Source organism: Ktedonobacteraceae bacterium (assembly GCA_035653615.1).
GTDB lineage: Bacteria > Chloroflexota > Ktedonobacteria > Ktedonobacterales > Ktedonobacteraceae > DASRBN01.
Genome location: DASRBN010000032.1, coordinates 50314 through 64827 on the forward strand (window position 1 = coordinate 50314; position 14514 = coordinate 64827).

General features: G+C 56.9%; 12 protein-coding genes. 10 read left to right on the forward strand and 2 right to left on the reverse strand.

Features of this window, described 5'->3' with window-relative positions; genetic code table 11:
• The first annotated feature begins 21 nt into the window (after nt 1-21).
• From VFA09_17695 to VFA09_17740, 10 genes are all read left to right on the forward strand, one after another.
• Nucleotides 22-1365, forward strand: a complete 1344-nt coding sequence (locus tag VFA09_17695; GenBank protein ID HZU69114.1) for a 2-oxo acid dehydrogenase subunit E2 — start codon at nt 22-24, stop codon at nt 1363-1365.
• A gap of 388 nt (nt 1366-1753) precedes the next feature.
• A complete protein-coding gene (locus tag VFA09_17700; GenBank protein ID HZU69115.1) occupies nt 1754-3013 on the forward strand; it encodes an amino acid ABC transporter substrate-binding protein in 1260 nt (419 codons plus the stop codon).
• Between the two features lie 99 nt (nt 3014-3112).
• Nucleotides 3113-3988 carry a branched-chain amino acid ABC transporter permease gene (locus tag VFA09_17705; GenBank protein HZU69116.1) on the forward strand — a complete coding sequence of 292 codons (876 nt, stop codon included), beginning with the start codon at nt 3113-3115 and terminating at the stop codon, nt 3986-3988.
• On the forward strand, nt 3985-5094 hold the full coding sequence (locus VFA09_17710) for a branched-chain amino acid ABC transporter permease (GenBank protein ID HZU69117.1): 1110 nt from the start codon (nt 3985-3987) through the stop codon (nt 5092-5094). Before VFA09_17705 ends, VFA09_17710 begins: the two co-directional genes overlap by 4 nt.
• Entirely contained in the window at nt 5091-5822 is a 732-nt protein-coding gene (locus VFA09_17715; protein HZU69118.1) for an ABC transporter ATP-binding protein, read from the forward strand. The genes VFA09_17710 and VFA09_17715 overlap by 4 nt, the downstream gene beginning before the upstream one ends.
• Nucleotides 5823-5826: 4 nt before the next feature.
• Entirely contained in the window at nt 5827-6549 is a 723-nt protein-coding gene (locus tag VFA09_17720) for an ABC transporter ATP-binding protein (GenBank protein ID HZU69119.1), read from the forward strand.
• Nucleotides 6550-6577: 28 nt separating this feature from the next.
• A complete protein-coding gene (locus tag VFA09_17725) occupies nt 6578-7648 on the forward strand; it encodes an alpha/beta fold hydrolase (protein HZU69120.1) in 1071 nt (356 codons plus the stop codon).
• A gap of 4 nt (nt 7649-7652) precedes the next feature.
• Entirely contained in the window at nt 7653-8720 is a 1068-nt protein-coding gene (locus tag VFA09_17730; GenBank protein HZU69121.1) for an alpha/beta fold hydrolase, read from the forward strand.
• Nucleotides 8721-8762: 42 nt separating this feature from the next.
• Complete coding sequence (locus VFA09_17735) at nt 8763-9746, forward strand: dihydrodipicolinate synthase family protein (GenBank protein ID HZU69122.1); 984 nt, start codon at nt 8763-8765, stop codon at nt 9744-9746.
• Between the two features lie 36 nt (nt 9747-9782).
• Entirely contained in the window at nt 9783-11363 is a 1581-nt protein-coding gene (locus VFA09_17740; protein HZU69123.1) for an NAD(P)/FAD-dependent oxidoreductase, read from the forward strand.
• A 99-nt stretch (nt 11364-11462) separates the two neighbouring features.
• Here VFA09_17740 and VFA09_17745 read toward each other — a convergent pair whose 3' ends face one another.
• Together VFA09_17745 and VFA09_17750 are read right to left on the reverse strand one after the other, a co-directional pair.
• Nucleotides 11463-12785, reverse strand: a complete 1323-nt coding sequence (locus VFA09_17745; GenBank protein ID HZU69124.1) for an ABC transporter substrate-binding protein — start codon at nt 12783-12785, stop codon at nt 11463-11465.
• A 337-nt stretch (nt 12786-13122) separates the two neighbouring features.
• Complete coding sequence (locus VFA09_17750) at nt 13123-14421, reverse strand: amino acid ABC transporter substrate-binding protein (protein HZU69125.1); 1299 nt, start codon at nt 14419-14421, stop codon at nt 13123-13125.
• Nucleotides 14422-14514: the final 93 nt, after the last annotated feature.

A 14514-nucleotide genomic window follows, 5' to 3' on the forward strand; every position in this document is an offset into this window, starting at 1 on the left:
TATGAGGGTAGGAGACCCATAATGGCGACGAATGTGATATTGCCGGCGCTGGGCATGGCGCAGGATACGGGCAAAATAGTGCGCTGGCTCAAGACCGAGGGCGAAGAGGTCGTAAAAGGCGAGCCGGTGGCCGAAATCGAGACCGATAAGGCTACCGTCGAACTCGAGGCTCCCGCCACTGGCCGGCTTGTCAATATCCTGGCTAAAGAAGGTGTCGAGGTTCCAGTTGGGCATGTCATCGCCACTATCCTGGCGGCAGATGAGCTGCCACACAGTGAAAATAGCCCGGCATTGCAGCCTGCCTCGGATAGCCATCCTGCGGATAATGGCAATAGTGATTCGCAAACCGGGGCAGGCTCCGCTCGTTCCACCAGCGTCTTAGCCAGCCCCCTTGCCGCGCGCATCGCAGCGGAACATCATCTCGACCTGACAGAGGTGAAGGCAGTGGGGAGGCGCATTTCGAAAGCCGATGTGCTGTCACATATTCAACAGCAACAGGCTCCCACGGCAGAAATCCAGCCTCGCCTCCTGCCTGCATCGCCAAAAGCGCGGCGGCTGGCAAACGAGCGAAATTTGAAGCTGAAGAACATCATGGGGAGTGGCCCTGGCGGGGCAGTTTTGACCGCCGATGTGCTTGCCGCCACCATCCCGGCAACGCCAGATATAGCCGGAACAGGCCCTGAAGTTGAAGAACAGCGACCGGCGGTCAGTACGACCTGGCGCATCATGGCCGAGCGCACGACACAAAGCTGGACGACCACACCGCATTTTTACCTGGTGCGCGAGGTCAACGCGAGCCGCCTGATTGCCTGGCGCGAGCATATCCAGCGGCGTTCGTCCACAAGGATCACCTATACCGACCTGCTGGTAAAGATTGTCGCCGCTTCCTTACGCGATCACCCGCGCCTCAACGTCTCCTGGCAGAATGGCACGATCATCCAGCATCATGAAATCCATATTGGGCTGGCGGTAGCCACGCAAGATGGCCTGGTGGTGCCGGTCATTCACCATGCGGGCATACTTACAATTCAGCAAATTGCCCAGGCGCGGGCGGAGCTGGCGGAGAAGGCACAGGCGGGTAAACTGCGCTTGCCGGATATCTCCAATGGCACCTTTACGATCAGCAATCTTGGCATGTATGGCGTTGATGCATTCAACGCGGTCATCAATACGCCCCAGGCGGCAATTCTGGCCGTTGGTCGCATAGCCGAGCGCGTCGTGCCCGTACATGGACAGCCTGCTGTGCAGCCCATGATGACGCTCACGCTTACCTGCGATCATCGCGCCACCGATGGGGCGCGCGCAGCGCAGTTTCTGGACGGCGTGGCAACATTGATTGAGGAGCCACTAGGACTTTTGGGCTAGGTTTTTCAATCCCAAGCGGGTTCAGAAAAGGTCTGGCCCCGCCGCTTCCTGTGGGGAGCAGTATAGCTGCTAAACCCGATAAGGTCAAAGGTACATACACTGGCCAGTGATAGTGGAAATAGGCGGCGGGCGACCATCAGGGTACGCCCCTACTTGAACAATTGGCGCGAAGCTAGTACTGTATAGCTGGGCCTTGAATGAATTGAGAGGTCTGGGTAAAGAATAGACGTATTTTGATAGTTGAAATTCTTACCATGTAAAAATAAAGGGCATGGAGGGATTTGCGAGGAACCGGTGTGGTATCCTCGTGGAGGACGCGTGACGAACCGGAATGCCATAGTATTTCCGGCCATAAGCGCGCCTCATGTATCGTAAAAAGGAGGGAGTCATGATCGGACGATATCTATTGCGTCCAAGAGCATTCCTGAACAGTATTTGTGTCTTGATTGTAGCGCTGGTAGCGCTGAGTGCGTGTGGGAGTAGTACCACAACCGGCACCGGCACCGGTTCTAGCCAGACGACCGCGCCGATTAAAATTGGTATTTCTGTGTCGCTTTCGGGCGACTTCTCAGCCGACGGGAAGGCCCTGATGGAGGGGTATCAACTATGGGCGTCTGAGGTCAACAAAAGCGGAGGCTTGCTTGGTCGCCAGGTGAAGTTAGACTTTGCCTCGGATGCCAGCAGTACAACGCAGGTGGTAACGAACTATCAGAAATTCATCACTGTGGATCATGATGACCTGGTGTTGGGGCCATACTCAACACTGTTGACCAAGCCGTCATCGGTGGTTGCCAGCCGCTACGGCTATGCGTTTATCGAGGGCGCGGGCGGTGGCCCGTCGGTCTTCACGCAGGGATTGCACAACCTGTTCGCCGTATCGCCGCCGGTGGTGAGCCAGTTGAACGGCTTTACCTCGTATATCCTTTCGCTCCCTGCGTCACAGCGACCGACCACGGCGGCGTATGCGACCGAAGATGATCCGTTTACCCAGCCGATGATTGATACGGCGAAAGCCGCTCTGGAGCAGGGTGGCATCAAAACGGTGTTCTACAAAGTGTACCCGGCGGAGACCACCGACTACACGCCAATCGCGCAGGGCGTAGTTGCCTCTCACGCGCAAATAGTGGTGTTGGGTTCGATGCTGCCCGATATCATCGCCTATGTCAAGGCATTCCAGCAGCAGCATTTCAACCCGGAAGCCCTGGCAGCTTCGGCAGGGCCGGACCAGGGTTCATCATTCACCGGGCCTATTGGTGGCAGCAATGTGGCCGAGGGAATTATGTATCCCAACGGCTGGTATCCTGGCCTGAACACATATCAGAACAAGCAGATGGTGCAGGACTTCATCGCGATGTTCGGGGGAACGGCCGACCAGATCAGCGCGGACTCGGCGGAGGCATTCTCGGTAGGCCAGGTGCTGCAAGAGGCTGTGAACAAAATTCACAGCATCGATAACACAAAACTGATCGCTGAATTACATTCCGACACCTTCCAGACCGTGCAGGGGCCGGCGAAATTCAACGATCAGGGCGAAAACATCTCGGCGGAAACTGCCATCTTCCAGTGGCAAAAGGGTTCAGTGGTGCCAGTGCTGCCGCCCGATCAGGCGAGCGCTACACCTGAGTTTCCCAAACCCAACTGGCCGTAGGGACAGATAATCATTTCTTAGAGTTGCTTGCTGCCGCGGGTGGCAAGCAACTCTAAGAAGACGAGGGATGGAGGCCCTCGACCATCAAGAGGAGCTATCGTGGGACTCATTATTGAAGCGATTGTGACGGGAATTTTGACCGGGGGCGTCTACGCGTTGATGTCATCCGGCTTGACGCTGATATTTGGCGTGATGGATATCATCAATATCGCGCAGGGCATCCTGGTGATCCTGGGGGCTTACCTGAGCTTTGTGTTGCAGCAGCACTTTCATATCGACCTCTTTCTAGGGTTGCTTATCACTATGCCGGTGATGTTCGGCTTCGGGGTGCTGCTCGAATTCGTCTTTATTCGCCCGCTGAAGCGCGACCGCACGATGCTGTCTTTGCTGGTCATGTATGGGCTGGCGCTGGTGATTGAAGGTGTGCTGAACCTGATTTTCTCAGCTGACCTGGTGCAGTTGCAGGGATGGTATACAACGGCCTCGTTTAATGTAGGCGGATTTTATCTCTCGTACATCTATGTATTTGGCTTCTTGCTGGCAGTTGTGCTGCTGGCCGGTCTCTACTGGCTGGTCTATCGCACCAAATTTGGCTTTAGCTTGCGCGCATCGATGCAGAATCGCGTGGCAGCTGAACTGATCGGCATCGATGTAGAGCGCATCTCGGCGATTACTTTCGGCATCGGCATCGCGCTGGCAGCTGCTGGCGGTATGGCTTTTGGCGCGACGAACGCTTTTGATGCTGCCAGTTCGTATGACTTGATTTCGCGCGTGCTGGCCATTATCATTTTTGGTGGCATGGGTAGCCTGTCGGGCGCGTTGATCGCCTCTGTCGGTATGCTGGTTGTGGAAGATGTTACGTCGGTCGTCTGGTCGCCCGTGTGGGCCAGTACGGTCTTTTTCATCCTGCTGGTAATCATCCTGGTTGTTCGCCCCCAGGGTTTGCTGGGCCAGGCGGAGGTAAGGAAGCAATGAAGATTTTGAAAATGGTCGGAGTGCTGGTGTTGCTAGCATGCGCGATCATTTTTCCGCAGGTATTTACCGATCCGACGGTGACGACCATCGCCGTGTTCACGCTGATCTTTGCCGCCGTCGCGACGGGCTGGAATATCCTGGGTGGCTATAGCGGCTATATTTCGCTGGGGCACATCGCCTACTTCGGCATCGGCGCCTACGCTATGGCGTTATTCTGCCTGCACTGGAACATTCCGGGAGGGTACGAGCCGTTTTTGCTGGTGCCGCTGACGGCGCTGATCGCTGCGGTGGTCTCGATCCCGCTTGGTTGGATTGCCCTGCGCGTGCGGCGGCATACCTTTATCGTCATCACCATTGCGATGTTTTTTATCATACAGTTGCTTGCCTATAACCTGATATGGCTTACCAATGGCTCGACAGGACTGGGTCTGCCCATTCCCACCGATTGGGGTGGCTATTTCTTCAACTATCCGTTCTACTACGCGGCCCTGATCCTGCTGGTAATTGCCGTCCTGGTCTCATGGTGGATACGCAATTCCAAATTTGGGCTGGGCCTGCTGGCGATACGCGACGACGAGGATCGCGCGCTCGGACTGGGCGTCAAGACGGTCGCATCCAAGCTGGCGGCATTCGCGATTGCCGCGTTTTTCGCCGGAGCAGCCGGGGCCATCTATGCTTACTTCGTAGAGTCGATCTACCCGGCCACCATCTTTGACCCGAACTTTGACGTGGCCGTTGTCCTGATGGTCTTCCTGGGCGGCCTGGGAACGATTTCTGGTCCCATCCTGGGCGCATTGATCATGGAGCCTCTGCAGCAATACCTGAACCTGCAATACGGTGAGAATGGCTATAACCTGATCATCCTGGGCGGAATTTTCCTGCTGGTGATGCTGATCCTGCCGCGCGGGATACTACCTACACTAGGAGACTTGTGGAGGAAATACCGGGCGATGCGCGAGCAAGACACGGCCGTGCAGGCAGAGGAAGGAATGGTCATCACGGCCCTTCCAGGTCGCGTGGGTCGATCAACCGCCGGACGCGATGAATCGGCCCCTACAGCAATCGCACCGAACCAGAATGAACCGGGGGAGGGCATCAACGTATGAGTTTATTGGAAACGCAGGACGTCACTAAGGCATTTGGCGGTATCCAGGCCTTGAATAGCTGCTCCATCAGCGTCGAGCAAGGCTCGATTACGGGGCTGATTGGGCCGAATGGGTCGGGCAAAACTACGCTGTTCAACGTGATGACGGGCTACGAACGCGTCGACGGCGGGCAGATACGCTTTGAGGGGCGTACAATCACCAACGCTTCGCCTGACAAAGTCTTCCGCCTGGGTATGGGACGCACCTTTCAATTGACGCGCGTCTTTCCTCGCCTGACCGTGTTGGAGAATATGCATGTGGCGGCCCAGCGCAACGATTTGAAAGGACTCTTCAGCCGCTGGAGTTCGACACACGAACAGCAGCGCGCGCTGGAATTGCTGGACTTCGTGGGGCTGACCAAACACAAAAATCTGCCGGCAGGCAACCTGTCCTATGGGCAGAAAAAACTGCTGGAGTTCGCGTTCATCTTGATCGCGGAGCCGCGGGTGATCCTGCTCGATGAACCGGCTGGCGGCGTGAACCCGACGATGCTCAACTACCTGACGAGCCGCATTCGCGCACTGAATGAACGCGGCGTGACCTTTCTAATTGTAGAGCATAATATGGAATTTGTGATGGGACTCTGCTCGCGCATCATGGTCATGCACCGTGGCACGAAGATCGCCGAGGGCACGCCCGTAGAGGTGCGCGCGAACCCGGCGGTGCTGGAAGCGTATCTGGGAGACTGACAACATGCTGCTGGAATTACACGATATCTACGCCGGGTACGATGGCGGTGATGTACTCAAGGGCATCTCTTTAGGGGTGGAACAGGGGACGACGACATGCATCGTCGGGCCTAATGGGGCGGGCAAATCCACCGTTTTGCGCGTGCTGAGCGGTCTGCTGAAGCCGCGGCTGGGCAAAGTGATCTTTGATGGCCGTCCGATTACGGGCCTGACGCCGCGCCAGATTCTGGCGCTTGGCATTGTGCAGGTGCCACAGAGCCACAGCCTGTTCCCGACAATGACGGTGCGCCAGAATGTGCGGTTGGGCGCCTATACGATACACGACCAGGGGTTGGTCGAGCGCCGCCTGCGCGAGGTCGAAGAAAAATTCCCCATCGTCAGGGAACGCGCACGCGATAAAGCGGGTAGCCTCTCAGGTGGTCAGCAACGCCTCGTCGAATTCGCGCGCTGCCTGATGCTCGATCCGCGTGTGATCTTACTGGATGAGCCATCGATGGGACTGGACCCGCGCACGTTCAAACTGGTGATCGAGAAGATCAAGGTCATGCAGAGCAGCGGCAGAACCATTGTGCTGGTAGAGCAAAACGCTCGCACCGGCCTGAGCCTGGCCGACAACGGCATCGTGCTGGAAAGCGGGCGCATCCGGCTGGAAGGAACGCACACCGAAATCCTGAACAACCCGGAGATCGGCCACCTCTACCTGGGTGGCACGCTATCCAATGCTTGACAGTTCTGGAAAGGATTCACACAACACTATGGCGCGAGACGAACAGGTGCAGAGCGCGATAGACAACTGGGCCCCCAGATTCATTGCCAACGGCATCGACTACAACGATTTCCAGCGCGTCACCAACAGTGTCGAACGCTGGGATGACTGGTGCCAGGCGTGGTCGGAGTGCGGAGCGATGCACGAGCAAATGGGCGAGCAGGCCGAGGCGCAAGGAAACTACATTTCTGCCGCCTACCATTATTTCCACGCCGCCATCAGCTACCATTTCGGCAAATACTTGTTCGTGCGGTGGCCCGATCAACTCCGAGCCGCCCATGATCACGTCGTGCGCGATTACCGGCGCGCCCTGCCCTATTTTGATTTCCCTGGCGAGCGCGTCATCATTCCCTACGAGGGCGGAGCCACTATGCCGGGCGTCTTAAGAAAGCCCTGGCATACGCCCAAGCCTCCTGTCGTCATCCTCGTGCCCGGTCTCGACTCCGTCAAAGAAGAATTGCACCTCTACGGCGATGACTTCCTGCGGCGCGGCATGGCAGTGCTGGCTATCGACGGCCCCGGACAGGGTGAGATGGAGTTCGACTTCCCCTTGCGCCACGATTACGAAGTCCCCGTGAGATACGCCATCGACTACCTGGAAAGCCGCCCGGATATAGACGCCCGGCGCGTAGGCCTGATGGGTGTCAGTTTCGGCGGCCAGTTCGCCGTGCGCGCCGCCGCTTTCGAGCCGCGCATCAAAGCCGCCATCGAAAACTGCGGCCCCTACAACCAGGCTACCAACTTTCGCAACCGCCCGCGCATCAGCCGCGAAACGATGGTGCATCGCCTCAAGGCCGCTAGCGAAGAGGATGCCCAGGAAAAACTGCAACAATTCAACCTGCAAGGCGTAGCGGAGCGCGTCAGTTGCCCCATGCTCGTCATTCAGGGTCGCCGCGACCGCCTCGTGCCTGCGGAACAGGGCGAGCGCATCGCGGCGGAGATCGGCAGCAACGCGGAACTCTGGCTCTTTGAAGACGGCAACCACGTCTGCAACAACATCCCCTACAAGCACCGGCCGCAACAGGCGGACTGGATGTGCCAGAAATTGATAGAAAGGTAAACCTATGGCGAGAGATGAACGAGTGCAGAGCGCCATCGACAACTGGGCGCCGCGCTTCGTTGCCAACGGCATCGACTACAACGATTTCCAGCGCGTCACCAACAGTGTGGAAACGTGGGACGAGTGGTGCCAGAAATGGAGCGAGTGCGGAGCGATGCACGAGCAGATGGGCGAGCAGGCCGAGGCAGCAGGGAACTATGAATCGGCGGCATATCATTATTTGCATGCTGCGATGGCTTACCACTTCGGGAAATTTCTGTTCCTGAGCCATCCCGATCAACTGCGCGCCGCGCATGAGCGCAACGTAGCTGCCTACCAGCGAGCCTTGCCGTATTTCGATATTCCCGGCGAGCGGGTAGCGATCCCCTACGAGGGCGGGTCCACCATGTATGGCATCCTGCGCAAGCCGTGGCACGTGGCAAAACCGCCAGTGGTTATCCTGGTGCCCGGACTCGACTCGGTCAAGGAAGAAATGCACAATTATGGAAATGTGTTTTTAGAGCGCGGTATGGCGGTGCTGGCCATCGATGGGCCGGGACAGGGCGAGATGGAGTTTGAGCATCCGATGCGCCACGATTACGAGGTCGCCATCCGTCATGCCATCGACTATCTCGAGCAGCGCCGCGATGTCGATGCGGGCCGTGTTGGACTGATGGGTGTGAGCATGGGAGGCTACTACGCGCCCCGCGCCGCAGCGTTTGAGCCACGCGTGAAGGCGGCTATTGCTGTCGCCGGTGGCTATAACATCACCGGCCACTTTGATCGCCTGCCGCGCCTGACACGCGATGCCTTCATCGCGCGCTCCGGCTCCAGCAACGAGCAGGAGGCGCTGGAGAAGCTAGCGTCATTCAATTTGGAGGGCGTCATGGAAAAGGTGCGCTGCCCGTTGTTGATCATTATGGGACGCCTGGACCGGCTCATACCACCTTCGGACGCGGAAAGGATGGCAGCGGAGGCAGGTGGAGAGGTGGAACTGTGGATGTTCGAGGACGGCAATCACGTCTGCAACAATATCGTATACAAGCATCGACCACAGATGGCCGATTGGATGCGCGACAAATTGCGTGCCTAAACGTCTAGCGGATAAGCATCTAATAAGGAAAGAAGGGCATCGATGGGTCTCATCAACACATCTCCTCGTTATAGCCGCGCCGAGGCCAAAGCGTATGCACGCGCCCATCTGCGGGGTGTCTGGGGAGCAATCCCCTATCCTTTCACAGCTGATGACGAGCTGGATGAGCAGGGACTGCGCGACAATATCCGCTATTGCATCGAGAACAGGTTGCTCGACGGCATCTATTGCGGCCACTTCATGAGCGAATTCTGGGCGCTGACGACAGAGGAACGCAAGCGAGCCGCCGAAATTGTGATTGACGAGTGCCGCGACCGCGTGCCGGTCATGATTCATATCGGCCATACCTCGGTTAAGGAAAGCGTCGAACTGGCTCATCATGCCGAGCGCACCGGAGCCGATTACCTTGCGGTGGGCAATCCGTATTTCATGGCCTACGATGACGAGCAAATTTACAGCTATTTCCGCTATATCTCGGATCGCACTGAGGCGGGAATACTGATTACCAACACGGGTTATACCGGCATCACGCTCAGTCCACAGATGGTGAGCCGCCTGGCAGACCTGGAGAATATCATCGCGGTGAAGAATTCGCCCAAGATGCCACATACGCTGGAGACGCTGCGGCTGGTGGGAGATCGCATTCTGGTGAGCCAGCCTGATGAGCGCAACTTTTTTGGGCTGATGGTTGAGCATGGTTGCCAGCTGTACATGTCCTCGGCCTCGCCATTTTTGATCCAGAAGCCCGGCTACACGCTGATCAAGGATTATACGGCGCTCGTTTCCGAGAATCGCATCGAGGAGGCAGCGGCGGTTGCGCGTCGTTTAGACCCGGCGCGCCAGGTCTTCGATAAATGGCTGCGCGACCCATGGCCTGCGCGCCGGGTGATGCCGATTGCCTACCTGAAGGCGTGGTGCGACCTGATGGGGATGGTCGGAGGCCCGGTACGCCCGCCATTGATGCAGATTACGCCGGAAGAGCGCGAGGAACTGCGGCAAGATGTGGCGAACGCGGGACTGATTTGATATTCTATTGTTCCCATACAACAGGAGGCGCGAACGGTGACAGAACAATTTGATATCGTGGTGGCCGGTGGCGGGCATAACAGCCTGGTGACGGCGGCTTACCTGGCTAAGGCCGGTTATTCCTGCGTGGTGCTGGAGGCGCATTCGGTAATTGGCGGTAACGCGACGACCGAGGAGTTGACGCTGCCCGGCTTTTTGCATGATACCTGCTCGACGGCTCACGCGATCTTCATGGAAAGCCCGATCTGGCGCAACCAGGAACTGCCGCTGGTAGAATATGGGCTGGAGTATGTACAGGTCGATCCGGCTTCGCACGTGATATTCCCCGATGGCAGCTACATCACGCAGTGGGTCGATATTGATCGCACGTGCGAGCAGATCGCGAAGTTTTCGCGTAAGGACGCGGATACATATCGCAAGATGATCACCGAATGGCGCGCTGTGGCTCCCATTTTCAATAAAATCCGCTATACGCCTATCGGCTGGGACTCGTCGGTTTCGGGCGCGCTCGCTTCACACCCACAGGGAGCCATCTGGATGCGGCGCCAGGGGCTTTCGGCCTGGGATATCATCGACGCGGCCTTTGAAGACTGGCATGTGAAGTCGTGGATGCTATGGTTCGCGGAGGGAACGCTGCAGCCGGCGGAACGCCCCGGAACCGGGCTACTGGCCTATTCGTTCGTGGCCGGGCGGCAGCGCAGCGGTTGGGCTATCCCCAAAGGCGGCTCCGGCAAACTGACCGCCGCGCTCGGTCGCTACATCGAGGATCACGGTGGAACCGTGCTGACGAACAGGCCGGTGAGCCGCCTGATACTTGAGGGAGGTCGCTGTGTGGGTGTCGAAACGGAGGACGGGGAGCAGTTCCGCGCGCGTCATGCCGTTGTGTCGACCATCCACGTCAAACATCTGATAGAGATGGCGCCTGCCGGGGCCTGGGGGGATGCATTCCTGTACGGGGTGGAAACCTACAAAGCGGGACGCTCGATGTTCGTGGCCCACTACGCGACGAGCGAGCCGCCCAGGTTCGCTACAGATGAAGGCTCGCTGGCAGTGGTGGCGGCCGGCATCGCGCAAACGGATGAGCGGCAGCTACGCGTGGCCTGGGATTTCGATCACGGCATCGTTAACAGCGACGACCCCGTGCTGCTGGTACTGACGCCCTCGGTAGAGGACCCATCGCGCGTGCCAGAGGGGAAGCATACGATGAAGATCATCAACGTGCAGCCCTACTCGTTACGCGAGGGAGCCGGAAAATGGGACGAGATCAAGGAGCAGGTAGCGGCCAGCAATCTGGAACACCTGCGCCGCTACGCTCCCAACCTGACGGATGACAAGATACTGGCGACCGAAATCCGCAGCCCGCTTGACCTGGAGCGCCATAACCGGCACAACTGGCACGGCAACTGTCACGGCGGCGACCAGGACCCGTCACAAACTGAAGCGTTGCGGCCCGTTCCCGGCTATGCGCAGCATCGCATGCCGATTCCCGGCCTCTACCAGACCGGCGCGACAACGCATCCGGGCGGCTCAGTCACAGGAGCGCCAGGACGCAACGCAGCGATGGTGCTGCTGAAGGACCTGGGCAGGGATTTGAATGAAGTGATTGCTGGATCATAAACAGACCTTATAGGGCGACTGCCAGGGTGCGCCCCTATCCTATGCGAAGCAAGCAGGCCCGCGTAGGGTAGGGGCGCACCCTGGCAGTCGCCCTGGTTCTCAATAATTCACAATTTTAGGGAACTGGGGGTTCTCCGCGGCCGCCGAAGAGGGATACACTGGAAGAAAATTTCCATTTTGCCATTGGAACAGGTAGGCCAGCGCCAGGCTATTTTGTCCATACAGGTTGCTGGGGAATTCTTCTGGCCCCTGGACGCCATTGAAGACATCATTGTGCAGTTCATTGATCAGAGCGGCATTATTGATGCTGTGAATCTTTGTAATCGCCTGCTGCAAGACCTGCCCAACCGAAAAAGCCTCGGCCACATCGGCATTGATATCATACTTGCTGCCGCCATATTGTGCCAGGTAAGCCTGCACCATCTGCGCATTCTGGAAGGTGTTGGCATCTGGATACCAGCTATTGGGCACAAAGATGTCCTGAGTGTATTGAACTCCGCCTACCGCCTTGATGAAATCCTGCCCCTGATCTGGCCCAGCAGTAGCGATAATGGCTTGCGGATTATAGTGGTCTTTCTTGAAGATATTCAGATAGGCAACTGCATCGGGGAACTGTGTACCTAACAATACCACCTGCGCGTGTGAGTCCACAATCTTTTGTGCCACCCCAGGAATAAACTTTGTGACGTAATTGGGATCGTCAGCCGAGTATGGGTTATCGACATTCGAGTAGACCGTTTTGATGCCACCATGCTCCATCATACCCTCCGCTATGCGCAACTGTGGCTGCGTGAACGGGTCATCAGAAGTGGCATAGGCGGCAGTCGTGGGCCGGTAGGGTTTGCCATTGAGCGTGAGCGGCAGTGAGAGGATGTAATCGGCGAACGTCTCCAGGTTATTGGCTGCCGGCACACTGGTGCTGAAGATATTAGTGTGATGAGCGTCAAATACCGAGGGACCTCCACCCGAACCCTCAACGAATGCGTAAACAGCATGCGAGGCATTGCCGCCATCGGCCACGATTGCTGCCGTCCTTGTGAGCAGTGTCGAGAATGGCCCAACCAGCAGGTCTACGTGATCCTTGTCAATCAGCGTTTTGTAGTTTGCAGTCACCTGAGTCGGGTCGCTGTTGTCGTGCAGGATCACCAGCCGCACGGGACGACCAAGTATGCCGCCGCTGTTATTGACCATTTGTGCCCAGAGCTGATATCCCTTTTCGACGGCTTTGCCGTCATCGCCGAAATCGCCTGAATTGGAGAACGAAGCGCCGATGGTGATGGGTGTCGAATCAGTAAAGTTCGTCGAGCCGGTGCTGCCGCCGGAACTACAGGCGCTCAACACGGTCAGGATGATGACCATGATAGAAACGATCGGTATGGCCCCTCTAGACTTTATAGTGAAGCCCGTTAGAATGTCTTTCATTTCTCTCCCCTCGGTTGCTGCGAGATAGCCTGGGCAGGGACCTTTGTGGTTGCCTTTTGCGAGAAGACGCGCTCCACTGGCCTATGCGAACGCCCATGGAGTACACCCCTACCCTATACGAAGCTCAATCGGGATTGCTCAGTAAATCAACGAGTTTTACTTTACCTGAATTTATGGGAAAATGGAACTTTCGGGGGGAAGAGTCACCAAAATTTCCTATACGAATCGGTAAAAAGGGCAAAAGGAACCGCCCGTTTTTCCTTCTCAAAAACGGTTAGTTCCTTTTGCCCTTTATTTAAAACTCTCCGGCGGACGAATACAGCAGTCTCCTGGTTGCTTAATAATTCGTGGCTTTAGGAAACTCGGGATTCTCCGCGGCCGCCGAAGAGGGATACACCGGGATGAAATTTCCATTTTGCCATTGGAACAGGTAGGCCAGCGCCTCGCTATTCATTCCATGGAGATTGGTGGGAAATTCTGCCGGACCCTGCACCGTGTTGAAAACATCGTTATGCAGTTCAGTGATCAATTTCGTATTGTCGAGGCTATGGATTCTGGTAATCGCCTGCTCCAGGACCTGCCCGGTGGAGTAGGCCTCGGCCACGTCGGCATTGATATCGTTCTCGTTGCCGCCATATTGCGCCAGGTAAGCCTGCACCATCTGCGCATTCCCGAACGTATTGGCCTGGGGATACCAGCCATTGGGCACGAACATACCCTCGGTATATTTGACTCCGCCAACTCCTTTGATGAAATCCCGGCCCTGGTCGGGACCTGCCGTGGCGATGATGGCTTGCGGATTGTAGTGATCTTTCTTGAAGACACTCAGGTAGGCGATCACGTCGGGGAACTGCGTGCCCAAGAGCACCACCTGGGCTTTTGAGTTCACAATCTTTTGCGCCACCCCAGGAATAAACTTCGTGACGTAATTGGGATCATCGGCTGAATAAGGATTGTCAGCATTCGAGTACACCGTCTTGATTCCGCCCCGCTCCATCATCGTTTCGGCCAGTTGTAGTTGTGGCTGCGTGAACGGGTCGTCAGACGTCGCATAGGCGGCGGTTACGGGCCGGTAGGGTTTGCCATTGAGCGTGAGCGGCAGCGAGAGGATGTAATCGGCGAACGTCTCCAGGTTGTTCGCTGCCGGAAGAGTCACGCAGAAGAGATCATCGAAGCCATACCCCTGCGTCGGATCGAACAGTGAAGGGCCACCACCCTCGCCTTCCACAAACGCGTAATGGTACTTGTGCGCTTCTGTGGACGCGGGCTTGGTCAGAAACGTGGAGAAAGGCCCAAAGAGCAAATCGACATGATCTTTGGTAATCAAGGTATCGTAGTTAGCTTTCACCTTGTCCTGTGTACTGTCGTCGTTAAGGATGACCAGCTTGACCGGGCGCCCCAACAATCCGCCGCTATTGTTGATGGTTTGCGCCCAGAGTTGGTACCCCCGAAGAACTGCCGCCGCATCGGCTGCGAAGTCGCCTTTGATCGAGATTGATGCTCCAATGGTAATCGGTGTTGGATTAGCGAAGGTAGGTGCTGAACTGCCCTGGCTACATGCGCTTAATCCTGCCAGCATCATGGCCAGGATGCCAATGATGGAAAAGCATTTTTTGCTCCCTGAAGTGTGATGCACTCCCATATTTTTCCTTTCTCCCCCCAGTTGCAGCAAGTAATGTCCTTACTGCTAACACATCTCTTTCCTGCTCTTATCCTTCTAAGTAACCCA

Excerpts from the sequence above, each read along its gene's own strand:
- VFA09_17695 (HZU69114.1), top strand. The coding sequence starts at position 22 with ATGGCGACGAATGTGATATTGCCGGCGCTGGGCATGGCGCAGGATACG.
- VFA09_17700 (HZU69115.1), top strand. The coding sequence starts at position 1,754 with ATGATCGGACGATATCTATTGCGTCCAAGAGCATTCCTGAACAGTATT.
- VFA09_17710 (HZU69117.1), top strand. The coding sequence starts at position 3,985 with ATGAAGATTTTGAAAATGGTCGGAGTGCTGGTGTTGCTAGCATGCGCG.
- VFA09_17715 (HZU69118.1), top strand. The coding sequence starts at position 5,091 with ATGAGTTTATTGGAAACGCAGGACGTCACTAAGGCATTTGGCGGTATC.
- VFA09_17720 (HZU69119.1), top strand. The coding sequence starts at position 5,827 with ATGCTGCTGGAATTACACGATATCTACGCCGGGTACGATGGCGGTGAT.
- VFA09_17725 (HZU69120.1), top strand. The coding sequence starts at position 6,578 with ATGGCGCGAGACGAACAGGTGCAGAGCGCGATAGACAACTGGGCCCCC.
- VFA09_17730 (HZU69121.1), top strand. The coding sequence starts at position 7,653 with ATGGCGAGAGATGAACGAGTGCAGAGCGCCATCGACAACTGGGCGCCG.
- VFA09_17735 (HZU69122.1), top strand. The coding sequence starts at position 8,763 with ATGGGTCTCATCAACACATCTCCTCGTTATAGCCGCGCCGAGGCCAAA.
- VFA09_17745 (HZU69124.1), bottom strand. The coding sequence starts at position 12,785 with ATGAAAGACATTCTAACGGGCTTCACTATAAAGTCTAGAGGGGCCATA.